Below are 23,192 nucleotides of genomic sequence, written 5' to 3'. Positions count from 1 at the left end.
CCAACGACAGAGAAAATGTTCCACTACATTTTTCGCCAGGTCCGGATTTCAGGCCAAAAAACCCAATATTTTCAATAGGGGCCTCTCCCAAAACGCCCCTCCACTGTTCAAGTTGGGCTTGAGCACGTGCGGAGACACATCCACCAGGCCGGCCCGTGCCACGGCCCGGTTGTCGCAATCAATATCCGCCAGTTGACCGCCGAACGGGTGGTGCCACGATTCGAGAAGGGCCGCCCGATCCGCTCCTGGCAGCCCAAGTGGGACGGCGAGCGCAACGAGGCGCTGGACCTTTTCGTTTACGCCACCGCCGCTGCTCCGACGCCCCAGTCCCGGCGACCAAACCAGCCCCACCCGTCATCCGCTCGGCTTGGATGGGGTGATGGGACCTACAAGTGCCTGCCTACGTCCATACGCTGGTGCAGGACGCGGACGACGACGAGGCCAGCTTCGGTGAAGCGGTAGAACACGAGATGGGCCCCGACCGGATACTTGAAGTATCCCTCGCGGATATCGACCGGACGCCCGGTCTTCCGGCCCGCCGCCAATTCCTCGAACGTATCGACAATGGCGCTGTGGTAGCTGTCGGCCTGCTCCGGCGACCAGTTCTTGAAGGTGTAGAGCCAGATTTCCTCGAGGTCGGATTCCGCCCGTGGCGAAAGCCGGTAAGCGCGCCGCCTACCGGGCATGCTTGGCCCGCATGCGCTTCAGGAACGCCTTGCTGTCGAACGGCGTCGGCGGGCCGGACTCCTCCCCGGCGATGAGCGCATCCTGAAGGGCCTTCACCTTGGCCTCGTGCTCCTCCAGGAGCCGCAGGCCCGCCCGCACCACGTCGCTGGCCGAGCCGTAGCGGCCGGTCTGAACCTGGGCATCGATGAAATCGGCGAAATGCTCGCCGAGCGAAACCGACGTGTTGCGCGCCATTCGGCACCTCCTGGGCTGATGCCAATATATACCAATTTTTGGTAGATGCCGAATCCGAAATTTGGGTGGCGATGAGCATCTGCGGATGGGCATGACGCGCCCCCTGCTTGTCCAGGGGAGGGCGCATTTTGGCAATCACATATCGACCGCCTGGGACCCCCTCAAGCGCAAACGCCTCAAGGCCGCCCTCATCGGCCGTTAACGATTCATGGGTTCGCCCTGTGACGGAGCCGAAAGGGCTTGATCGCCGGCAGGCTTCCGAGTAAACGTGGGGCCCTTCCGGCCATGTCCCCTTCGTCTAGTGGCCCAGGACACCGCCCTCTCACGGCGGTAACAGGGGTTCGAATCCCCTAGGGGACGCCAATTCTTTCAGCATGTTATCAAATGCCGCCGCCGGGCTTAGGTAAGATTTAGGCACTAAACCTGGATGGACTGCGACGGACGCGGTCGCCCGCCCTCCGCCCTCCACGAAGGGAGGCCATGCCCCCTTGATATCGGCGATTTGGGCCGTTTGCGCGATGGGGGGTTGACCACGACGGGCGGCTCGCCAAGAATCCCCCGGTATCGCCCCGCCGACGAAAGGCCTTCCCCATGAAGACGCAGTTGCCGCCAGGCACCATTACCCTGGGAGGATCGATCGGCGTCGGGCCCTCCTACGAGGAGCGGCTGCGGGTCAACGATCTGCTGGTCGGCTTGGAAGACGCGCCCTTTGGCCGCTTCGTCCAGCGTTGCGTCTTCATGGCCTTCGACGAAAGCGAGATGATCATCAGCGAGGGCGAATTCGCCTACAGCGTCTTCTTCGTCATCGAGGGCCGGGTGCGCATCGCCAGCCAGGTGGGCGGCGAGGGGCCCGAAATGGAAATGGTCTATCGCGACGTCCCCGCCGGCCGCTGGTTCGGCGAGATCGCCGCCATCGACAAGGGCGAGCGTTCCGCGACCGCCTATGCCCTCGACAAGCAGGTGGTGGTGGCGGCGGCGCCGCGGGAGGTCTTCGTCAATCTGATCCTCGAACACCGCCATATCGCCGTGCGGGTGCTCGAGAGCCTGGCGGCGGCCATCCGTTCCTCCAACCAGCGCATGGCCCAGGTGGGCTCCCTGTCGGGTGTGCAGCGCGTCTACGGCTATCTTCTGGAAGCCTCGCAGCCCAGCCCGGAGCCCGACGGCAGTTGGCTGATCCCCAAGTTGCCCAGCCACGACGAAGTCGCCTTGAAGGCCGTCACCTCGCGCGAGGTGGTGGCGCGTGCCATCAGCCAGTTGCTGCAGGACGGAGTGGCCAAGCGCGAACGCGGCGCCTTCCGCATCCTCAACCGCCAGAAGCTGCAGCAGCTCGCCATCCAGGTCTGATCTCGAATCGCCCGGCGATTCGGCCTATATCCAGGGCGAAGGAGCCATGCCATGACCGAAACCGCAGCCCTCCCGCCCCGTCCCGTGGTGCTCTGCATTCTGGATGGCTGGGGCTGGCGCGAGGACCCCAAAGACAACGCCATCGCTGCCGCCGAGACCCCCAACTGGGACCGGTTCGTCCGCCAATATCCGCTCGCCTTCCTGGAGGCTTCGGCCCTCCAGGTCGGGTTGCCGGAAGGCCAGATGGGCAATTCCGAGGTCGGCCATATGAACCTGGGCGCCGGCCGGGTGGTCATGCAGGACTTGCCGCGCATCGATCAGGCCTTCCGCGAGGGCACCCTGGGCGACAGTCCGGCCTTGAGAAAGCTGGTGGACGCGCTCCGCCAGAGCGGCGGCACCTGCCATTTGATGGGTCTGCTGTCGCCGGGCGGCGTCCATTCCCACCAGGATCACATCGCCGGGCTGGCACGCATCGTCGCGGCGGCCGGGATCTCCGTGAAGATCCATGCCTTTCTGGACGGCCGCGACACGCCGCCCCGGAGCGCCGCCGACTACATGGGCCAGTTCCTCGCCAGCTTGGCCGGGACACGCGGTGTGACGGTGGCGACCGTGGGCGGGCGCTACTACGCCATGGACCGCGACAAGCGCTGGGAGCGGGTCTTCAAAGCCTACGCCTGCCTGACACAGGGCGAGGGCGAGAAGGCCGCCGACCCGGCTACCGCCATCCAGGCCAGCTACTTGGCCGACAAGGGCGACGAATTCATGCTGCCCACCGCCATCGGCGGCTACTCCGGCATGCGGGACGGCGATGGCCTGATCATGGCCAATTTCCGTGCCGATCGGGCCCGCGAGATCCTGGAAGCCCTCTGCGATCCCGACTTTTCCGGCTTTTCCCGCCCCAAGGTGGTGCGGTTCGCCGCCCGCGTGGGAATGGCGGAATATTCCAAGGACCTGAGCCGCTTCCTGGACAACCTGTTCCCGCCCGGCGAACTGACCCGCATTTTCGGTGAACTGGTGTCCGAGGCCGGCCTGACCCAGTTGCGCATCGCCGAAACGGAAAAGTACGCCCACGTCACCTTCTTCTTCAATGGCGGACGCGAACAGGTCTTCGCGGGCGAGGAGCGCATCCTGGTGCCCTCGCCCAAGGTCGCCACCTATGACCTGCAACCCGAGATGTCGGCTCGCGAGGTCACGGACCGGCTGGTGGAGGCCATCGCGTCGGGCCGCTTCGACGTGGTGATCGTCAACTACGCCAACGGCGACATGGTGGGCCATACCGGGTTCCTGGAGGCGGCCGCCAAGGCCGCCGCGACCCTGGACGGCTGCCTGGGCCGGCTGGAAAGGGCGGTGGGCGAGGCGGGCGGTGTCCTGCTGGTCACAGCCGACCACGGCAACTGCGAACAGATGCGCGACGAGGAAACTGGCCAGCCCCACACGGCCCATACCTTGAATCCGGTGCCGGTGGTGCTGGTCCACGGCCCGGCCTGGGCCGCCGGGCTGCGCAACGGCCGCCTGGCCGACGTGGCCCCCACCTTGCTGCGCCTGCTGGGCCTGCCCCAGCCCAAGGAAATGACCGGCCGCCCGCTGATCGTCGAGACCGGGGACCGGCAGGCTGCGGCACAGTAGCCGGTCGGCGAATCCGCCTCTACCCCGTCGCTCCCGAATCCGCCTATAGTTCGGGGAATGAGGTGGCTGTCTCCGAATCCTTCCGAAAACCGCCGGCCGATCCGGTGGCTTTCCCTTGTCCTGCCGGTCGCCCTGCTGGCCTGGGCGCCTTGCGGACTGTCGGCCGCCGATCCGGCCAAGCGGCTGGAGGAGGTGGAGAAAGCCTTGGAGCAGGAACGCAGCCGGGCCCGCGCCCTGGAGCGGGAGGCCTCGGGGCTGGACGTGGACCTGGGCGAACTGCGCAACCGCATGGTGGAAGCGGCCGCCGCCATCCAGGAACACGAGGAGGAGGTCCTCCACCTGGAAGAGCGCCTTGGCGTCATCGCCCGCGAGGAGCGCGAAAAGGCCAAACGCATCGACTTCGACCGCGACCGCTTCGCCCAAGTGCTGGCGGCACTCGCCCGCATGGCTCGCCACCCGCCCGAAGCCCTGGTCGCCCAGCCCCTGTCGCCCGTCGATACCGTGCGCAGCGCCTTGTTGCTGCGCGCCGCCTTGCCGCAGATCGAGAACCGGGCCAAGCGGCTGCGCCGCGAACTGGCGGACCTGACGGGGACACGGCGCGACATGGAATTGCGCCAGACCGAACTGGCGGCCCTGCGTCGCACTCTGGACGGGGAACGCCACCGTCTGGATGGCATGCTGGCCCGGAAGGCCTCCCTGCGCCAGAAGGCCGCCACGGCCATCGACGAATCGCTGGGCCGGGCGGGTGAACTGGCGGGTGAGGTCGAATCGCTACGCGAATTGCTGGCCCGCCTGGAGCGGGAGCGGCTCGAACGGGAGGAGGCCCGTCGCCGCGCCTTGGCCGCCAAAGCCAAGCCCGGCCCGGCCGAGGAGCCGGCCGACGAGGGCGAGCCGGTGGCCACGCCCAACGTTCCGCGCGCCGCCTTGGAAGGCCGGCCCATCGCCAAAGCGAAGGGCTCCCTGGTTTTTCCGGTGGTCGGCGAGATCGACGGCTACTTTGGGGACCATCGCCTGCCGGGCAGCGCCGTCCGGCGTGGCATCACCATCCGAACCCGCGTCGGTGCCCAGGTGGTTGCCCCTTATGGCGGCTTGGTCGTCTTCGCCGATCAGTTCCGCGGTTACGGGCGGCTCTTGATTATCGAACACAGCGGCGGATATCATACCCTTCTCGCAGGGCTGGGCCGGGTCGACGGCGGCGTCGGGCAAACGGTGAAGGCGGGCGAGCCCATCGGCACCATGGGCCGCCCCGAAGACGGCAAACCCTCTCTCTACGTCGAATTGCGGCGGCGGGGGCAACCCATCGACCCCCTCCCCTGGCTAGCGGCGCGCAAAGGCAAGGACAACGGATGACCCACACGACCCGATCCCTCCTCGCGGCCCTGGTGGCCGGTTCCCTGGCCCTGCTGGCTCCTGCGGCTCAAGCCGCCGAGCCGGCCAAGGACAAGGGTAAGACTCCCGATACCTACGAACTGCTCAATCTATTCGGCGACGTGTTCGAACGGGTGCGTAGCGATTATGTCGAGAAGCCGTCCGACGAACAGCTCATCGAATCCGCCATCAACGGCATGCTGAATGCCCTGGATCCCCATTCCTCCTATATGAACGCCAAGAGCTACAAGGAGATGCAGGTCCAGACCAAGGGCGAATTCGGCGGCTTGGGCATCCAGGTTTCCATGGAAAACGGCTTGGTCAAGGTGATCTCGCCCATCGACGACACGCCGGCCCACCGCGCCGGCATCGAGCCCGGCGATTTCATCACCCACCTGGACGGCAAGTCGGTGCAAGGCCTGACCTTGTCGGACGCGGTCGACCGCATGCGCGGGCCGGTCAATACCGACATCAAGCTGACCATCCGGCGCGCCACCGGCAAGCCCTTCGACGTCACTCTGACCCGCGCCGTGATCAAGATCGATTCGGTACGGTCGCGGCTGGAAGGCAAGATCGGCTATGTCCGCGTCAGTTCCTTCAACGAGCACGCCGATACCGGCGTCAAGAAGGCGGTCGCCAAGTTCCGCGAGGACCTGAAGAACGACCTGCAAGGCCTCGTTCTCGATCTTCGGCGGAATCCGGGCGGCTTGCTGGACCAGGCCATCGCGATCTCCGACCTGTTCCTGGAAAGGGGCGAAATCGTCTCCACCCGCGCCCGGCGCGAGGAAGACGCCCAACGGTTCAACGCCAAGCCCGGTGATATCCTTCAAGGGCTGCCCCTGGTGGTCCTGATCAACGAAGGTTCGGCCTCGGCTTCCGAAATCGTTGCCGGGGCGCTGCAGGATCATCACCGCGCCATCGTCATGGGCACCAAGTCCTTCGGCAAGGGCTCGGTGCAGACCGTGCTGCCCCTGTCCGGCCACGGGGGCATGCGCCTGACCACGGCCCGCTACTACACGCCGTCTGGCCGTTCCATCCAGGCGGTGGGTATCGAGCCCGATATCCTGGTCGAACAGGCCAAGATCGAGACGGTCAAGGAAGAAAAGGGCACCCGTGAGGCCGATCTTCCCGGCGCCCTCGACAACGGCGACAAGGAAGGCAGGAAGAAGGATGCCAAGGACGAGAAGTCCGAGAAGTCCGACAAGCCCGCCAAGGCTGTCGAGGATGCGCCAGCCAAGCCGGGCGAGGATTACCAGCTTTCGCGGGCTCTCGATCTGGTCCGCGGCCTTGCCCTCTACGGCGGCAAGGCGGTAACGCAGGCCCGCTGATCCGATGAAGTTCTCTCTCCCCGGTCTCGGAAAGCTGTTCGGCCGCAAGAAGGACGGCGACGACGAGGCGGAGGAGGAGGACTACGAGGCCGACGAAGAGGCCCCCGCCGACGAGAAGGAATCGGCCCCCGAGGAGGAAGCCGACGAGGACACGGCCGTCGCCGCCAAGCCCGCACCGGCCAAGGATGGCGACGACGACGACGATGCCGAGGAAGACGAAGTCTGGGCGGACGAGGACAAGGGCGGCCGGGCCAAGGCGATGCTCGGCGCCATCGCCGCGCCCTTCTCCGCCCTCGGCGAACGGCTGGGACCGCTGATCGGCGACGGCAAGCGGCGCATCGTCATTCTGTCGGCGGCCGGCACCCTGGGAGCCTTGCTGTTCGGCCTGATCGGCTTCCTGTTGTTTGCCGGGGATTCCCCGCCGCCACCGGAACCGCCCACCAAGGATATTGCGGCGAAGGGCGGGCCCGCCCCCCCCGGGGAGGCGCCGCCGCCGCCTCGATTCGGTCCGGACTCTCCCGCCGAATCGGCCCCGCCACCGCCGGATTCCGCCAAGCCTCCCCCCCCCACGCCCGGCCTGGCGGAAGCGGTGTCGAGTCCGGCACCGCCGTCTTCTCCGACGGCGGGCATCGGGTCGGCCGCAACCCCGGCGACGCCCGAAGCCGCCTCCACCTCGGGCACTTCGGCCAGCGTGGCCGGCTTGGTGGTTCCCTCCGTCCTGCCCCAGGCCTATACCCGCATCCGGGAGGTTCCGGCCGAAAAGCCTCTGGTCGCCCAGGCCGATCCGGCACTGCTGGAAAAGACCGCCCAGGGCAACCTGCCGCGGGCCGGACCGGGAGGACGGCTGCCTTGGCAAGCCTATGCCCGCCCCGCCAATCCCAACGAAGACCGGCCGCGCATCGCCGTCGTCGTGCGGCGCGTCGGCCTGTCGCCGGCAGCCACCGACGCCGCCATCCGCCGGCTTCCGGGAGCCGTCACGCTGGCCCTCGATCCTCATGGCGCCGACCTGGATGCCGTGGGGGCGGCGGCCCGCGGTTCCGGGCACGAGGTCCTGATGACCCTGCCGCTGGCCTCCGACACCTTCCCCATCCGCGATCCGGGCCCTTACGCGCTCCAGGTGGCCACGGACCCGGCCGAAAACCTCGGACGGCTGCGGACGGTACTGGGCAAGGCGACCGGGTACGTCGGCGTGCTGTCCGCCATGGGCGGCACCCTGCTGGGCCGCGACGACCAGTTGCGTCCTATCCTGCTGGAACTGAAGAGCCGCGGCGTGATGTTCGTCGACGGCGGCGGTGCCGCCAAGTCTCTGGTCGCCGGCATCTCCGCCGAAATCGGCCTGCCGCGCGCCATCGTCAAGGTGGTTCTGGACGAAGAACCGTCCCGCGCCGCCATCGACGCCAAGCTGGCCGAGTTGGAGAAGATCGCCAGGACATCGGCTTCGACGGTTGCCCTGGCGTCCGCCTATCCGGTCACCCTGGAGCGCTTGGCCACCTGGATTGCGACCCTGGACGCCAAGCATCTCGCCCTGATGCCCATCACCGCTCTCGCCGACCGCCAGTTCGAATAGGAGGCCCCGATGGCCAAGAAGGAGTCGAAGAAGAGGCCCTACCGCAAGGGGGTGGGCGCCCTCCTGTTCAATGCCGAGGGCAAGGTCTTCGTCGGCGAGCGCCTGGACGCTCCCGGCGCCTGGCAGCTGCCGCAGGGCGGCGTCGACAAGGGCGAGAAGCCCCGCCAGGCGGTGCTGCGCGAACTGGCGGAAGAGATCGGCACCGCCAAGGCGGAGATCCTCGCCAAGAGCGCCGAGTGGTATGCCTACGACCTGCCGCCGGAAATCGCCGCCCGGGTCTGGGGCGGGCGCTATCGCGGCCAGAAGCAACGCTGGTTCGCGCTTCGCTTCACCGGCAAGGACGCCGACATCGATCCCGTCGGCGTCGCCCATCCCGAGTTCGCCGCTTGGCAATGGGCCGAGTTGGAGGACATTCCCGGCCTGATCGTCGGCTTCAAGCGCCCGCTCTATCAGGCACTGGTCAAGGAATTCCGGCCGCTGGCAAAATCGCTGCGCAAGAAGGGAAAGTGACGTCTTGCTGCGGAAAGGCTTGACACCGGCGGCGCGCGCGCTAAGGTGCGCCCCCTGACGCGGACTTTGCGGAATTTCAAGCCATGGCCAAGCCCAACACCATCACCATCAAGCTGCTCAGCACGGCGGACACCGGGTTCTTCTACGTGACCAAGAAGAATCCCCGCACCTCCACCGAAAAGCTGGAGTTCCGCAAGTACGACCCGGTTGCGCGCAAGCACGTGATCTTCAAGGAAACCAAGATCAAGTAGCCTTCCGGCCGCTTGACGGATCGATGCGGGCCGCCCTTCGGGGCGGCTTTGTATTTGCGTGCCGGGCGGCGATCCGCGATAACGGGACAGGTTCCAAGTCTCGGGGATTGCCGATGCGCGCCGCCTTGTTCATGATTGCCGTCCTGTTTTCGACCGCCGCCGCCGCCGATACGGCCAGGCTCTATGGCGAGCACTGCGCCGCCTGCCACGGCCCCGACCGGCTGGGGGGCATCGGTCCGGCATTGCTGCCCGAAAACCTGGGCCGCCTGAAAAAGGAAGAAGCGCAGCAGGTGGTCAAGGCCGGCCGTCCCGCTTCCCAGATGCTGGGCTTCGGCGACAAGCTTTCCGACGAGCAGATCCGCGGCCTGGTGGACCTGGCTTTCACGCCGCTGAAGGACATCCCCGACTGGGGCATCGAGCAGATGACCGCCTCGCGGGTGGTGCACAACGACATGGCCGCCCTGCCGGCCAAGCCGGTGCACGGCGCCGATCCGCTCAACCTGTTCACCGTGGTGGAGGTGGGCGATCACCACGTCACCATCCTGGACGGCGACCGGTTCGAGCCGCTCTGGCGTTTCCAGTCCCGCTTCTCCCTGCATGGCGGCGCCAAGTATTCGCCCGACGGCCGCTTCGTCTACCTGGGTTCGCGCGACGGCTGGGTATCCAAGTACGATCTCTGGAGCCTGAAGCCGGTGGCCGAGATCCGCGCCGGCATCAACATGCGCAATATCGCCGTTTCCTCGGACGGCAAATGGGTGATGGCCGGCAACTACCTGCCCCATTCCCTGGTGGTGCTGAACGCCCACGACTTGACGCCGTTCAAGGTCATCAAGGCCAGCGACGAGGCGGGCAAGACCACCTCGCGGGTGTCCGGCGTCTACAACGCGCCGACCCGCAACAGCTTCGTGGCGGCGCTTAAGGACATCAAGGAGATCTGGGAGATGTCCTACGATCCGAATGCCGAGCCGGTCTACGGCGGCTTCGTGCACAGCCGCCAGCCCGGCAGCGAGGAAGGCGTGCCCGTCGAACCCCAGCCCTTCGCGAGGCGCCGCACGCTTACGGACGACTATCTGGACGACTTCTTCTTCGATCCCACCTACACCGAGGCGATGGGGGCCTCGCGTTCGGGGACCGGCGGCCTGGTCTACAACCTGGACGCCCGCCGCAAGGCCGCGGCCCTGGACCTGGACGGCATGCCCCACCTGGGCTCGGGCATCGTCTTTTCCCACGAGGGCCGGACCGTCATGGCGACGCCGCACCTCAAGGGCAACCAGGTCAGCGTCATCGACATGGAATCCTGGAAGACGATCAAGAAGATCCCGACCAAGGGGCCGGGCTTCTTCATGCGCAGCCACGAGAACACGCCTTATGCCTGGACCGACGTGTTCTTCGGGCCCAACAAGGGGACGCTGCACGTCATCGACAAGCGGACCCTGGAGATCGTCAAGGATCTGGTGCCCGAACCGGGCAAGACCAGCGCCCATGTGGAATTCACCCGCGACGGCCGCCATCTGCTTATCAGCGTCTGGGAAATGGACGGCTGGCTGCTGGTCTACGACGCCGCCACCTTCCAGGAGGTCAAGCGCCTGCCCATGAAAAAGCCGTCCGGCAAGTACAACGTCTACAACAAGATCACCTATTCCAGCGGCACCAGCCACTGACCCGAATTGACTTGGTCCATGTCTTAGTCCATCCTGTTCCCAGGAGCAGGAGCCATGTCCGTCGTCGTCAACATCCACGAAGCCAAGACCCATTTTTCCCGGTTGCTGGAGAAGGTGCGGCGGGGCGAGGAAGTGGTGGTGGCCAAGGCCGGCCGGCCGGTCGCGCGCTTGGTCCCGGTGGAAGGGGTTCTCTCCTCGCGCCGTCCCGGTTCCGCCAAGGGATTGATCGAGATTTCCCCCGATTTCGACATCCCCCTGCCGGACGAGGATTTGGACGCCTTCGACCGATGAAGGCCCTGCTCGATACCCACGCCTTTCTCTGGTGGATCGCCGACGATCCCCGCTTGTCCGACGGGGCGCGCCGCGTTCTGGCGGATGCGGACAACGATGTCGCCTTCAGCGTCGCCAGTGCCTGGGAGATCGCCATCAAGGCCGGCAAGGGATTGCTGATCCTGCCACGCGATCCGGCATCCTTTGTTGCCGAGCAGGTGGCGATCAACGGATTTCGTATCCTGCCGGTGGGGCTCGATCATGCCCTTGGCGTCATGGATCTGGCGCCCCATCACCGCGACCCCTTCGACCGCCTTCTGGTTGCCCAGTGCCGTATCGAGAATTTGCCCCTCGTCACCTGCGATCCCCTGCCTGCCGCCTACGGAATCGCTACTCTCTGGTAGGGCGGTTCTCAGGCCGGCAGGCGCAGGGTGAATTCGGAACCCGCGCCGGGCAGGCTGTGCACCGCCAAGGTACCGCCATGGGCCGCCGCCACCTTCCGGACCAGGTGGAGGCCGATGCCGATGCCCTTGATGCCAGCCGACGAGGTGGCGCGGAAATAGGGGGTGCCTAGGCGCGCCAAGTCTTCCGCACCCAGGCCCGGTCCCCGATCGGCCACGGTGACCGTCAGATTTCCGTCTTCGCCCGCCAGGGACACGGTCACCGGCGACCCCGTCGGCGAGTATTCGAGCGCGTTCTGGATCAGGTTGCCAAGCGCCAGCCCCAGCAACTCGGCATCCACCATCGCCGTCAGTCCGGCGGGTCGCAGGGATACGGCGATCCGATCCTCGGCCCCGGCCACCAGCCCGGCCACCAGGGGCGCCAGGGCCACCGCCTCCTTCCTGACGATCAGCGCGCCCCGGTCCAGGGCGTCGGACGCCAGCAGGTTGTCCACCAGGCGGGACAGATGGCCGGCGTGGCCGCGGATGCGGTCGACGCGTTCGCGCCCCTTGTCGTCCAGGCCGACGGCCTTCAGTTCGATCATCTGGGCGGCTCGGTCGATGGCGGCCAAGGGTGAGCGGAACTCGTGCGACAGCATGGCGACGAAGCTTTTCTGCTCCTCGGCGCGGCGGGTGGCGAGGAACGCCTCCCGCTCGGCGCGGGTCTTGTCCTTCTGGATCTGGCGCATGCGGTAGCCGAGGCCGATGCCGAGCAGGACGACATGGGCCAGCGAGCCGACTTGGTAGGCGTTTTCCGACAGGTAGGTGGCTGGAATCGCCCCCAGAATCGTGAGTATCCGCGCCGTCGCCCCGGCCACGGCGACCGCCAATCCCAGGAAGAAGAAGGCCAACCCGACCTGAAGGCCGTCGCGCCACAACAGCCGGGCGATCAACGCCATGCTGAGATAGGCGATCGCCAGGGCCAGATTGATGACGAACGGGGCTATCGTCCCGTAATGGGCGGAGGCGACGAAGGGCAGGCCCAGCAAGCAAAGGCCGAAAGCCGCCATGTAGAAGCGATGCAGCTTCGGGTTGGTCCGTGCCAGGCCGACGGTCGCGTCCCACATGACGATGGAGGTGGCGGCGGTCCCGAAAGTTCCCACCCCGACCACCAGGTCGGAGAGCCAGGGCAGTTCCGTTCCGACCACGATGCCGACGAACCCGTTCAGCCCGAAATACTGGGCCAGCAAGGTCGCCACATGGGCGGCATAGGCGACGATGGCCTTGTCGCGCAGCCACAGCCCGAAGGTCAAGTGGGTGAAGGCGACGATGGCGAGGATGCCGAAAAAGACGGCGTTGTAAAAGATCGCCAGACCTTCGTCGGCCAGGAAGGCCTCGGGCCGCCAGAAATCGGCGGTCAGCCAGACGATGCTGATGGTTTCCACCCGCAGGTAGAAGGCTTCGGGCGCCCCGGCCGGGACGGGAACCTTCAGGGCGTGCTGGCGGCTCTTGATGGGATGGGAAGACATCGGCACCCGGTCGCCCAGGCGGACTTCGTCGAAGCCGCCCCCGGCGCGGGGCCGATAGACGCGGATGTCGTCCAGCACCGGCTTGCCCAGGGCCAGAAGCCAGTCGGCCGGGGCCTCCGCCTGGCGGACCACGGAAAAGCGGAACCAGTGCGCGCCCCGGCGATAGCCGAGGCTGCGGTCGGCGGCAAAGGGGCGGAAGATTCCCCGATCCGCCACTTCGTCGACGCTCAGGCGTCCGCCGGGGTCGGGGAAGTAGTCGAGGTGTCCGGCCAGGGACGCCCGATCCTGCCCGACCGCGAGACGGAGCGCCGCCGGCCCCTCGGCCGCCACACCCCCGCCGCCGCCCAGCCACCCCAGCAGACAGATCGCGATCCCCAGCCAACGGTGCAACGGCGTCACGGCGCGGCCCTCTCCCCTGGCGGGGCGGTTGCGGAACCCTACTTTTTCTTCGCCTTGCCCTCAAGCTTGGCCTTCAGGGTCAGATACATGTCGAAGGCCTTTTCCGGCTTTTCCAGTTTGTGGACCACGGCGCCTACCGCCTGGATCATGGCGATCGGGCTGTCCGACTGGAAGATGTTGCGGCCCATGTCGACGCCCGCGGCGCCCTGGTCGCAGGCCTTGTAGGCCATTTCCAGGGCTTCCATCTCCGGCAGTTTCTTGCCGCCGGCGATCACGATGGGCACCGGGCAGCCGGCCACCACGCGCTCGAAGCCAGGCTCCACGTAGTAGGACTTCACGTACTGGGCGCCGATTTCGGCGGCGATGCGGGTCGCCAGGCCGAAATAGCGGGCGTCGCGCACCATGTCCTTGCCGACGCCGGTCACCGCGAGCGTCGGGATGCCGTAGCGCAGTCCGGTATCGATCAGTTTGGAGACGTTCTTGATGGAGTTGTGTTCGTACTCGGCTCCGATGTAGACCTGGGCGGCCATGGCGGCGGCATCCAGGCGGATGGCGTCCTCGATGTCGACGTTGATGAATTCGTTGGACAGTTCGGTATAGATGCTCTGGCCGGCCGAGCAGCGCAGCGCCAGGGCCTTGCGGGTGGTCGGAGGAATGCAGGCGCGGATGGCGCCGCGGGTGCCCATCAGCACGTCCGCGTAGGGCTCCAGGGCCCGGATGCCGATGTCGATGCGTTCCAGCCCCGTGGTGGGGCCCTGGAAGTAGCCGTGGTCGAAGGCCAGCATCACGGTGCGTCCGCTCTTCGGATTGAAGATGCGCGACAGGCGGTTCTGCATGCCCCAGTCGACGGCGCCGTTGCCCTTGAGGAAGAAGGGTTCGTTCGTCTGCGGCCGGTCGAGGCCGAAGTCCTTGCCGTCCTTGATGTCGTCGATGTCGGCCATGGCGCTGTCTCCTGTTCCTGCGGGCCCGGATTTGCCGGCTGGATACCATCCTTCGCCCCACCTCGCAAGGGAAGGGCTGACGCCTACTTCTGCACCCGCACGTAGCCGCGCGACTTCAGGCAGTCCGACGTCAGAAGGGCGCGGCGGCGCTTGGCGTCCACCGCCGCCGACTGGCTCGCGTAGGTGCCGCCGTGCCCGCCCACCGCCTCGCCGCGGTCCGACGCGATGGCGGCGTCGCGGGAGCCTTCCTTTTCGGCTTCCGCATTGGCCCAGCGGCGGCAGGCTTCCTCGTCCTTCGACCACTGGGCGGGGGGCAGGTTGGGATTCTGCCAGCGGCTGGGCTGGGAATCGCCGAACCAGTCGGACATGCAGCCGCCCAGCAGCAGGGCAAGGGCGGAAACGGCGGTCTTGCGGGTCACGGGTCGTCCTTTCGTCACGGGATCTCGAAGGATGCCACCACGGGAGCGTGCAGGGAAGCCGGGATTCCCTGCACGACGGCCGCGGTGGACAATTCGTCGCCCAGGGCCTCGTTGTGGATTTCGCCGCCGCGGAACCAGGCCAGCAGCGACTGCGAGACCAGGATATGGTCCAGCATCTGCGGCCGTCCGCCATGGATGACGGAAAAGCGCTGCGATTCGGGCAGGCTGCGTTCCAGGGGCACCAGCATGCGGGGCGCCAGGTGGCCGTTGCCCGTGTCTTCCTCGTCGCCGCGGATGGTGCGCACCGGGGTCTCGTGCAGGCCGGCGTTGAAGTCGCCCAGTACGGCGATCAGGGCATTGAGGTCGCGGTCCATCAGCCCGTCGATGAACAGGCGGGCCTCCAGGGCCTGGCCGGCCTGCTTGATGGCGGCCAGGAAATAACCTTCGGCCCAGCCGGGCACGCTGCGCCACAGCCGCGAATCGGCCTTCTGGCCGGCGACCCAGGCGGCCCGCGGCGCCCGCAGGTGCAGGTTGACCACGGTCAGCGACCGCCCGTCCCCCAGGCCCAGGCGGGCGAAGACGAAGGCGCGGTCCCAGTCGACGATCTCGGGCTCGCGCGATGGCGGATGGGCGGTGACCCGGCGATAGAGCGGCGGCGGCACCAGATCGTGGCGCACCTGCCCGTGCTCCAGGATGGGAAAGCGGGAAAGAATCACCAGGTTGTGCTTGTCCCGTACCCCGCCGCCGCGCGAACCGCTCACCGTATGGGCGCGATGGAAGGCGGCGTAGGGGGTGCCTTCCAGCAGGGCGTCCAGGGCCTTGAGGTCGCGCCGCTTGCCCCGTCCCAGGGATTGTCCGTCCACTTCCTGCAGGCAAAGTACGTCGGCACGCAGGCGGATGAGCTGCGGCCTGAGCACGGCGATACGGTCCTTGAGCGGCGGAACGCCGCTGGACGGCTCGCCCAGGTTTTCGACGTTGAAGGTGGCGATGCGGAAGGCGACGGAGTCCATGCCCCTATCATGCCACGAGGCTGGCCGGGGGGAAACGGACGATGGCGGTGGTGCCCTTGCCCTCTTCGCTTTCCAGGGCCAGGGTGCCGCCGTGCAGTTCGGCGAAGGCCTTGGTCAGCGGCAGTCCCAGCCCCGTTCCCTCGTACTTGCGCTGCAGGCGGCTGTCCACTTGGCCGAAGGCGGTCATGGCCTTGGGGATGTCGTCGGTCTTCATGCCGATACCGGTATCCGACACCCGCACCTCCAGCCAGCCGTCGGGGGTCATGAACATGGACAGCGTCACGCTGCCGCCCTTGGGCGTGAACTTGACCGCGTTGGACAGGAGGTTGAACAGGATCTGCTTCAGGCGCCGGCCTTCCGACAGCAGCATGGGCAGGCCGGGCGCCAAGTCGGCGACCACCGCCAGGCCGCCCCTTTCGGCCCGTTCCTTGATGAGACGCAGGCAGGTGTCGGCGACACCTTCGACTTCGACCGGCGAAGGGGTGAAGTCCATCTTGCCGGCTTCGATGCGGGCCACGTCCAGGATGTCGTTGATGACGTCCAGCAGGTGCTTGCCCGATTCGTTGATGTTGCCCAGGTAGTCGCGGAAGCGCTCGCTCAGGTCGCCGAACAGGCCGGCCAGCATGGCGTCCGAAAAACCGATGATGGCGTTCAACGGCGTGCGCAGTTCGTGGCTCATGGCCGCCAGGAATTCGGACTTGGCCTTGTTGGCGACTTCCGCCTGGGTGACGGCGTCGCGCAGTTCCTGTTCCTGGCGCTTGCGTTCGGTAATATCGCGCAGCATACCGATGAACAGGGGCCGGCCGTCCAGTTGCATCTCGGTCACCGCCAGTTCCAGCGGAAAGACCGTACCGTCCTTGCGCTGGCCCTTGACCTCGCGGCCCTGGCCGACGATGCGGGCCTCGCGGGTCTTGAGATAGCGGGACAGGTAGCCGTCGTGCTCGCCGCGATAGGGCTCGGGCATCAACATGGAAACGTTGCGCCCGACCACTTCGGCGGCCTTGTAGCCGAAGACCCGCTCGGCGGCCGGATTGAAGGATTCGACGCCCCCCTTCTCGTCGATGGTGACGATACCGTCGGCGGCGGTGTTCATGATACCGCGCAGCCTTTCCTCGCGGGCCAGAAGGCCGGCGGTGGCGCGCTTGCGTTCGGTGGTTTCGCGGGCAAACAGCATGAAGGTGCTGCTTTCCGCGATACCGAAGGGAATGACCGCCACCTCGGCGTCGAAGACCTCGCCCGGCGGCCGGGTGAGGCGCAAGGGAAACCAGCCTCCCTCCTCGGCCAGGCTGGCCAACCCGCTTTCCATCAAGTCGCGGAAGTTGGGATGGACGAAGCGGCCGAACAGGCTGCCGGCGATCTCGGCGGGGTTGCCCACTCCCAGCATGCGGGCGCCCCGCGAATTGATCACGGTGATCATCCCTTCCGAGACCACGCAGGCAAGGTCGGGGGCAAGTTCGACCAGCTTGCGGTAGCGGCCTTCACTGGCCTGCAGGGCGGCCTCGCGGGTCTTAAGGTCGGAAATGTCGCGGATGGTGCAGACCAGATACTCGCTGCCCGCCCGTCCCTCGTGCCAGCGCACCCAGCGTTCGGAGGCGGTACGGAATTCCTCCGGCCCGGCGACCCGCCCATGCAGATCCAGGCGGTTGGCCACCCAGGCCTGCGCCTCGTGGCTCATGGCGGGGGCCGCAGTGCGCAGGATGGAATCGTAGGGGGTGCCCGGAACCAGCAGGTCGGGCGGCACTCCGGTCAGCTTCTGGAAGCGGCTGTTGCAGAGGCTGAGGCGATCCTCGCTGTCGAACAGGGCGAAGCCGTCCTCCAGACTTTCCACCAAGTCCGCCAGCATGGCATGGACATGGGCCAATTCCATCCACAACAGGTCGGAGGGCCGGTCGGTGTCGTCCTCGTCTTCGCGAGCCTTGGCGTTGCGGATGGCCGTCTGGCGTTCCAGGGTGATGTCGCGCCGTTGGCTGACGACGGTACCGTCGTCGTCCAGGTATTCGTGGATGCGCCACCAGCGGCCGCCAATGTAATGGACTTCTATGCGGTTGTTCGGATTGAGCCGTTCGCTGACCCGCTTGCCGACCCAGCCTTCCAGGCCGCGGCCTGGTGTCGCGATGCCGGCGGCCAGGGCAGCTTCGCGCAGAATGTCGGCCAGATTGGCGCCACGCCGGATGCGGTCGCGCACTTCCGGGTAGCAGTCCCGGTAGGCGTCGTTGCAGAAGATCACATTCCCGTGGGCGTCATAGACGATGACGCCGTCGCTGTGCGTGGTCATTCGGGATTCCGAACGTGCTCAGGCCCATCAGTGTTTCCTAATGTAGCAGGTTCCCGAGGTCGGGAGCAATGCGCGGCTGACCCGGACCCAGGGCGGGGACGGAAAGGCTCTGCCGCGAAGGTGCGCGGCTTGCTATCCTGCCCCCATGCTGGATCGCGGGGAGCACAAGGCCTGGGGAGAATTCAAGGACTGGTGCCGGGCGCGGCGTCTCAGAGCCTTGCCGGCCCATCCTTGGACGGTGGCGGCCTATCTGCGCTGGTGTGCCGCCACCCGCCGCCTGCCGGCGCTGGAAAAGCGGTTGGGGAGTATCCTGCGGGCCCACCTGATGGCCTGCCAGCCCTCGCCGGACCGCCATCCGGTGATCCTGCGCACGCTGAGGCTGCTGGAATCCCAACGCCGCCATCAGGAGCGGCGCACCAGCTTGTTCCGCGCCGATGACTTCACCCGCTCCGACCGCAAGGCCGCCGCCCCGAAGCGGCGACACGGGCTGGGTTCGACCCCGCCCCTGGTGCGCAAGGGGCCTTGACGGACGGCGCGCGGCGGCGATGATGCCTGCCATGCCGGCCGCCTCGCCCGATGCCATCGACCGCAAGCCCCATCCGCTCCACCGCCTGGAGGCGATGGCGGCGCGCCTGCTCTACGAGTTGGTTCGCCTGCTGCCGGTGGATGCCGCTTCCGGCCTGGGGGGCTGGCTGGCGCGCTCGCTGGGGCCCCATCTCAGGGTCAGCGAACGGGCGCGCCGCAACCTCGGCCGCGCCTTCCCGGAAAGAGGCGAGGCGGAAATCGAGTCCATCGTCCGCGGCATGTGGGACAACCTGGGCCGCACCGCCTTCGAATACGCCCACCTGGACAAGTTCCGCTTCTTCGATCCGACCGACAACCGCATCGAGGTGGTGGGCACGGAATATATCGATCTGGTGCGCGACGACGGGCGGCCCGGCATCTTCTTTTCCGGCCACTTGGCCAACTGGGAACTGATGGGGCTTTGCGCCACCGCCCGCGGGATGCCTATCCATCTGGTCTACCGGGCACCCAACAATCCCTTCATGGACTGGCTGTTCCGCATGCGGCGCTCCGGCGGGGCCGAGTTGATCCCCAAGGGGCCGGGCGGGGCCAGGCGTGCCATCGCGCTGCTCAAGAAGGGCGACCACCTGGGGATGCTGGTCGACCAGAAGATGAACGACGGCATTCCCGTCCCCTTCTTCGGCCGCGACGCCATGACCGCCCCGGCCCTGGCGCAGTTCGTGCTCCGGCTGGATTGCCCGGCGGTGCCGGCGCGGGTCGAACGTCTGGGCGGCGCCCGGTTCCGCATCACCGTCTATCCGCCCCTGGACCTGATCCATACCGACGACCGTCATGCCGACATGGCCGCCCTGATGGGGCGGGTCAACGGAATGCTGGAAGGCTGGATCCGCGAGCGGCCGGAACAATGGTTCTGGCTGCACCGCCGCTGGCCGGATTGATCAGTCCTTCCAGGGTTCGCGAGTCGAGAGGCGGTGCAGGGAACCATCCTCGCTCCAGGATAGCAGGGCCTCGATACCGTCGTCGGGCCGCCGCCAGGCGAGGTAGGAAGTGTCAGGAGCGATTGCGAGGCCGAGGGCCGCGGCGACCGGCGGTGGGGCCGCATGAACCAGGATCAGATGCCCAGGCTTGATGGCCGCCAGGAACTCCTTCAGGTCCGCCGGGTTCTCGTAGTGGATCAGCACCGGGCCCGGCCGCCGGTTGGCGCGGGCGCGGGTGAAGACCTCGGGCTCCATATTCAAACCGGCGTTGACCACATGCAATGGCCGGTCGCGGGGAACCTCGCGGGCGATGAACAGGGCCGCTTGGTTGTAGCGGGGCTTCGGCGGCTCGTGGTCGAAGCGGAACTTGGGGGCCAGGAGCAAGCTCAGGGAGACCACGGCAATGCCGGGAGCGAAGAAGACCCACCGGGGCAAGGCCCGGCCTTCGACGAACCGCCGCCAGAGCAGCCCGGCACCATAGGCGCCGAACAGCCCCGTTAGCAGCGCGACATGCATGTTGTAGCGCCAGAACGAGATGGCGCCTGCCGCCTCCTTGGGACCGAAGGACCCCAGGTACGTCAGGACCAGGAACGCGTTGTAGCCGAGGAAGGGAACGGCGACCAGGATCGCCAATCGGTCCAGTTCGCCGTCGACCCGCCGCAGGGCGCGCAACGCGAACCCCACCGCTACCAGCATGACGCCGAAATGACCGGCCTTCTTGACCGCATAGTCCAGCATGGTCAGAAAGGTCTTGTGCAGGACGGGGAAGTTCCATTGGCCGAAAGGCATGAAGCCGAATTCGGCGCCGGCCGTTCCCAGGTTGACCGATACGTGGTAGCGCCATAGCAGATAAGCGGCCAGGGGCAGGCCCGTGAGGATCGGCAGGAGCCTTGCGAACCGCATCGCCCCGACCTGGGGATCGCGCCAAGCCGCCAGTCCCGTCCCCACGACCAGGAGGACGAACAGCACCAGGTTCACCTGCTTGGTGTTGAGCAGTACTACCGACGCCAGGGCGAACGACCATGCCAACCGGCGTGGTTCGGCGCCTTCGGCCAGGGCCGCCAGCAGCCTAAAGCCGAGGTAGGCCACGGCAGCGGTCAGGACCGCCGTGGCGACGTCGGCGTAGGCGGTCAGGACAACTTTCTGCACGAAAGCGGGATTCAACAGAGTCGCCGCCGCCAGGGCGAGGCCGGCAAAGGCCCAGCCTCGCCGGATTCCGGCGTGGCCAGCGGCTTCCGTGGCCAAACGGGCGGCCATCAGTCCGTAGGACATGAGAAGCAGTAGATTGAACAGCCGCCCCGGCCCCTCGAGGAACTGCCCCGCCAAGCGGCTCGCCAAGTAGGTAAGGAGAGGCCAGTTGAAGGGATAGGCCGGGTAGGAAAGGGGGGTGGTCACCGGATTCCGGCTTGACGGGAAGGCATCCGTATCCAACAGGTGGCGGACCGCCGGCAACCAGTGGGAAAATTCGTCCCATTGCGAGGCCAGCATGGCCGCCGCCAGCAGGAACAGGGGCGCCGCCAACGCCAGCATAAGCCCGAAGCCGGCGGGCAACAGGGCTCCGTCGCGGCGATAGACGAAGACGGCGGCGCCACTGCCGGCGATAAACAACGCCCAGGCGAGGACGGAAAAGGGGACCGGCGTCAGGACTCCGGCCACCGTGAACAGCAGCGAGGCGATGCCCCAGCCGTAGAGAGGCCAGGCCTCCCGTTCCGAGTTCCGCCCGACGGCCAGCCCTCCAAGGGCCGCCAGCCCCAGCCATAGAACCGCCACCACGGCCAGGGTCGCCACCTGTTCCGCGCCGCCCAGAAAATTTCCCAGATAGGTCTTCATGGAATCCGCCGGCTTGCCGCGAGGGGCGGCAGGATACATGATCGGTGTCCGATGTCGAGCCACGGAACACCACTTCTGACCCTGGTCTGGCTGCAGGCGGGTAGCTGCGGCGGCTGTACGGTTTCGCTGTTGGGCGCGGAGCCGGAGGGTCCCCTGGCCGCCCTGGGCCGCTTCGGCATCGACCTGGTCTGGCATCCCTCCCTTTCCGAGGCCTCGGGACCGGAAACCCTGCGCCGGCTGGACGGGCCTTGCGACATCCTGGTCGTCGAAGGGGCCATCCTGCGCGGGCCCAAGGGCAGTGGGCGCTTCCACATCCTGTCGGGCACCGGCCGGTCCATGGCGTCCTGGGTGGCCGACCTGGCGGGGCGGGCCCGCTGGGTGGTGGCGGCCGGTTCCTGCGCCGCCTTCGGCGGCTTTCCGGCGAGCGGCGTCAATTCCCTGGATGCCTGCGGCTTGCAATTCGAAGGTGCCGTGCCGGGCGGCCTGCTGGGGGCCGAGTTCCGTTCGCCGGAAGGGCTGCCGGTAGTCAATCTGCCCGGCTGCGCCCCCCATCCCGACTGGATGATCGAGACCCTGCAGGCCCTCGCCCTGGGCGACCTGGGGCCCGGCGATCTGGACGAATTCGGCCGTCCCGCCGCCTTCTACCGCCATCTGGCCCACCACGGCTGCCCGCGCAACGAATTCTACGAGTTCAAAGCCAGTGCCGACGGCCCCACCGATCTGGGCTGCCTGATGGAGAACCGGGGATGCCGGGGCACCCAGGCCCTGGGGGACTGTAACATCCGGCTTCGGAACGGCCAGGGTTCCTGCATCCGCGGCGGCTTCGCCTGCATCGGCTGCACCAGCCCGGGCTTTCAGGACCCGGGCGCGCCCTTCGGCGTCACGCCCAAGGTGGCCGGGATTCCCGTCGGCCTGCCGGTCGACATGCCCAAGGCTTGGTTCGTCGCCCTGGCGGCCCTGTCCAAGTCGGCGACGCCGGAACGGCTCAAGGTCAACGCCCATGCCGACCGCATCGTCTTGGCGCCGGCCCCGGCGAGGGCCAAGCCCAAGGGAGGCGGGACATGAGCCGGCTGGTGGTGGGTCCCTTCAACCGGGTGGAGGGTGACCTGGAGGTGGTCCTCGACGTGGCGGACGGCCGAGTCCGCGACGCCAGGGTGGGGGCGTCGCTCTACCGCGGGTTCGAGACCCTGCTGGAAGGCCGTCCGGCCACCGACGCCCTGGCGGTGGCGCCCCGGGTCTGCGGCATCTGTTCCCTGTCCCATTCGGTGGCGGCGGCGCGGGCGCTGGCGGACCTGGCCGGCTTGGCGCCGGCCCCCAACGGGGAGAAGGTCCTCAACCTGGCCCAGGCGGCCGAGGTGGTGGCCGACCACCTGACCCATTTCCACCTGTTCTTCATGCCCGACTTCGCCCGCCCGGCCTACGCGGATCGCCCCTGGGCGGAAAGGGCGGCGGTCTTCCAAGCCGGCCGGGGCGGGGCCCAGGCCCCCTTCCTGGCCGCCCGCGCCCGCTTCATGCATCTGATGGGCGGCCTGATGGGCAAGTGGCCGCACAGCCTGGCGGTCCAGCCGGGCGGCGTCACCCGCGCCGTCCAGGCCGGCGAGAAGGCGCCTTTGGTGTCCATCTTGCGCGAGTTCCGCGCCTTTCTGGAAGACGCCGTCTTCGGCGGAAGGCCGGAAGACTTCGCCGCCCTCGATTCCGAAGCCCGCCTGGCGGCATGGAAGGGCGGTGCGGCCGGCCTGTTCCTGGACATCGCCCGCGATATGGACCTTTGGTCCCTGGGGGCATGGCAAGGGATTTTATTGGCCGCTCCCTCATATCCGGATTGTGGAAAGCCGCTTTTCACGTCCGGCATGTGGGAGCATGGGGATATTCTCCCCCTTGATGCCGGATCGATCGCCGAGGATTCCACACATGCCTGGCTGGAGGACAGTGCCCGGCCCCTGCCGCCCCGCGAAGGCGTCACCCGGCCTGATGCCGACAAGCCCCAGGGCTACACCTGGGCCAAGGCGCCCCGGCTGGGCGGCCGGGCGGCGGAGGTGGGCGCCCTGGCGCGCCAGGTCC

The 23,192-nt window shown here is 67.4% G+C and carries 23 protein-coding genes and 1 tRNA gene; 16 read left to right on the top strand and 8 right to left on the bottom strand.

Features of this window, described 5'->3' with window-relative positions:
* Positions 1 to 210 precede the first annotated feature (210 nt).
* A complete protein-coding gene (locus tag H7841_13515) occupies positions 211 to 462 on the top strand; it encodes a phage terminase large subunit family protein (protein MEO5337889.1) in 252 nt (83 codons plus the stop codon).
* Here the strand turns inward: H7841_13515 and H7841_13510 are convergent.
* Together H7841_13510 and H7841_13505 are read right to left on the bottom strand one after the other, a co-directional pair.
* Positions 387 to 686 carry a type II toxin-antitoxin system RelE/ParE family toxin gene (locus tag H7841_13510; GenBank protein ID MEO5337888.1) on the bottom strand — a complete coding sequence of 100 codons (300 nt, stop codon included), beginning with the start codon at positions 684 to 686 and terminating at the stop codon, positions 387 to 389. The genes H7841_13515 and H7841_13510 overlap by 76 nt on opposite strands.
* A complete protein-coding gene (locus H7841_13505) occupies positions 676 to 921 on the bottom strand; it encodes a type II toxin-antitoxin system ParD family antitoxin (protein ID MEO5337887.1) in 246 nt (81 codons plus the stop codon). Before H7841_13505 ends, H7841_13510 begins: the two co-directional genes overlap by 11 nt.
* A 287-nt stretch (positions 922 to 1,208) precedes the next feature.
* Here H7841_13505 and H7841_13500 point away from each other — a divergent pair.
* The 11 genes from H7841_13500 (at position 1,209) to H7841_13450 (ending at position 11,250) form a co-directional block, all read left to right on the top strand.
* A tRNA-Glu gene (locus tag H7841_13500) sits at positions 1,209 to 1,284 on the top strand.
* 228 nt (positions 1,285 to 1,512) lie between these two features.
* Entirely contained in the window at positions 1,513 to 2,265 is a 753-nt protein-coding gene (locus tag H7841_13495; protein MEO5337886.1) for a cyclic nucleotide-binding domain-containing protein, read from the top strand.
* Positions 2,266 to 2,316: 51 nt separating this feature from the next.
* On the top strand, positions 2,317 to 3,891 hold the full coding sequence (gene gpmI, locus H7841_13490; protein MEO5337885.1) for a 2,3-bisphosphoglycerate-independent phosphoglycerate mutase: 1,575 nt from the start codon (positions 2,317 to 2,319) through the stop codon (positions 3,889 to 3,891).
* Positions 3,892 to 3,948: 57 nt separating this feature from the next.
* Entirely contained in the window at positions 3,949 to 5,241 is a 1,293-nt protein-coding gene (locus tag H7841_13485) for a peptidoglycan DD-metalloendopeptidase family protein (protein ID MEO5337884.1), read from the top strand.
* Positions 5,238 to 6,587 carry a S41 family peptidase gene (locus H7841_13480; GenBank protein MEO5337883.1) on the top strand — a complete coding sequence of 450 codons (1,350 nt, stop codon included), beginning with the start codon at positions 5,238 to 5,240 and terminating at the stop codon, positions 6,585 to 6,587. The genes H7841_13485 and H7841_13480 overlap by 4 nt, the downstream gene beginning before the upstream one ends.
* A 4-nt stretch (positions 6,588 to 6,591) precedes the next feature.
* Entirely contained in the window at positions 6,592 to 8,154 is a 1,563-nt protein-coding gene (locus H7841_13475; protein MEO5337882.1) for a divergent polysaccharide deacetylase family protein, read from the top strand.
* Positions 8,155 to 8,163: 9 nt separating this feature from the next.
* Complete coding sequence (locus H7841_13470; protein ID MEO5337881.1) at positions 8,164 to 8,664, top strand: RNA pyrophosphohydrolase; 501 nt, start codon at positions 8,164 to 8,166, stop codon at positions 8,662 to 8,664.
* 83 nt (positions 8,665 to 8,747) lie between these two features.
* Complete coding sequence (gene rpmG, locus H7841_13465; protein ID MEO5337880.1) at positions 8,748 to 8,915, top strand: 50S ribosomal protein L33; 168 nt, start codon at positions 8,748 to 8,750, stop codon at positions 8,913 to 8,915.
* Positions 8,916 to 9,028: 113 nt separating this feature from the next.
* Positions 9,029 to 10,576 (top strand): nitrite reductase, encoded by a 1,548-nt coding sequence (locus H7841_13460; protein MEO5337879.1) that lies wholly within the window; start codon positions 9,029 to 9,031, stop codon positions 10,574 to 10,576.
* Positions 10,577 to 10,630: 54 nt separating this feature from the next.
* The gene (locus H7841_13455; protein ID MEO5337878.1) at positions 10,631 to 10,867 is read left to right on the top strand and encodes a type II toxin-antitoxin system Phd/YefM family antitoxin; all 237 of its coding nucleotides are present in this window, start codon (positions 10,631 to 10,633) and stop codon (positions 10,865 to 10,867) included.
* Positions 10,864 to 11,250, top strand: coding sequence for a type II toxin-antitoxin system VapC family toxin (locus H7841_13450; protein ID MEO5337877.1), 387 nt, complete (start codon positions 10,864 to 10,866; stop codon positions 11,248 to 11,250). The genes H7841_13455 and H7841_13450 overlap by 4 nt, the downstream gene beginning before the upstream one ends.
* Positions 11,251 to 11,258: 8 nt before the next feature.
* On the opposite strand, the gene H7841_13445 is transcribed toward H7841_13450, so the two are convergent.
* The 5 genes from H7841_13445 to H7841_13425 all read right to left on the bottom strand — a co-directional run bounded on the left by H7841_13445 (position 11,259) and on the right by H7841_13425 (position 17,799).
* Positions 11,259 to 13,154, bottom strand: coding sequence for a sensor histidine kinase (locus H7841_13445; protein ID MEO5337876.1), 1,896 nt, complete (start codon positions 13,152 to 13,154; stop codon positions 11,259 to 11,261).
* Between the two features lie 38 nt (positions 13,155 to 13,192).
* A complete protein-coding gene (lsrF, locus tag H7841_13440; GenBank protein MEO5337875.1) occupies positions 13,193 to 14,095 on the bottom strand; it encodes a 3-hydroxy-5-phosphonooxypentane-2,4-dione thiolase in 903 nt (300 codons plus the stop codon).
* Positions 14,096 to 14,178: 83 nt separating this feature from the next.
* Entirely contained in the window at positions 14,179 to 14,514 is a 336-nt protein-coding gene (locus H7841_13435; protein MEO5337874.1) for a hypothetical protein, read from the bottom strand.
* Positions 14,515 to 14,528: 14 nt separating this feature from the next.
* Positions 14,529 to 15,524, bottom strand: coding sequence for an endonuclease/exonuclease/phosphatase family protein (locus tag H7841_13430; GenBank protein MEO5337873.1), 996 nt, complete (start codon positions 15,522 to 15,524; stop codon positions 14,529 to 14,531).
* A gap of 7 nt (positions 15,525 to 15,531) precedes the next feature.
* The gene (locus H7841_13425) at positions 15,532 to 17,799 is read right to left on the bottom strand and encodes a PAS domain S-box protein (GenBank protein ID MEO5337872.1); all 2,268 of its coding nucleotides are present in this window, start codon (positions 17,797 to 17,799) and stop codon (positions 15,532 to 15,534) included.
* 145 nt (positions 17,800 to 17,944) lie between these two features.
* Between H7841_13425 and H7841_13420 the strand changes: the two genes are divergently transcribed.
* Positions 17,945 to 18,325, top strand: a complete 381-nt coding sequence (locus H7841_13420) for a hypothetical protein (GenBank protein MEO5337871.1) — start codon at positions 17,945 to 17,947, stop codon at positions 18,323 to 18,325.
* A 31-nt stretch (positions 18,326 to 18,356) separates the two neighbouring features.
* Positions 18,357 to 19,262: a lipid A biosynthesis lauroyl acyltransferase gene (locus H7841_13415; GenBank protein ID MEO5337870.1), complete on the top strand. Its 906-nt coding sequence runs from the start codon at positions 18,357 to 18,359 to the stop codon at positions 19,260 to 19,262.
* Here the strand turns inward: H7841_13415 and H7841_13410 are convergent, their stop codons facing one another.
* Positions 19,263 to 21,131 carry a hypothetical protein gene (locus H7841_13410; protein ID MEO5337869.1) on the bottom strand — a complete coding sequence of 623 codons (1,869 nt, stop codon included), beginning with the start codon at positions 21,129 to 21,131 and terminating at the stop codon, positions 19,263 to 19,265.
* A 51-nt stretch (positions 21,132 to 21,182) separates the two neighbouring features.
* On the opposite strand from H7841_13410, the gene H7841_13405 reads away from it, so the two are divergent.
* A complete protein-coding gene (locus H7841_13405) occupies positions 21,183 to 22,196 on the top strand; it encodes a HupU protein (protein ID MEO5337868.1) in 1,014 nt (337 codons plus the stop codon).
* On the top strand, positions 22,193 to 23,192 hold a 1,000-nt coding region (locus tag H7841_13400; GenBank protein ID MEO5337867.1), incomplete at its 3' end, for a nickel-dependent hydrogenase large subunit. The genes H7841_13405 and H7841_13400, both read left to right, overlap by 4 nt.

The organism is Magnetospirillum sp. WYHS-4 (genome assembly GCA_039908345.1).
Classification (GTDB): Bacteria; Pseudomonadota; Alphaproteobacteria; order Rhodospirillales; family GLO-3; genus JAMOBD01.
The sequence above is the reverse complement of the archived record's forward strand: the minus strand, read 5'-3'. Positions and strand labels throughout refer to the sequence as shown.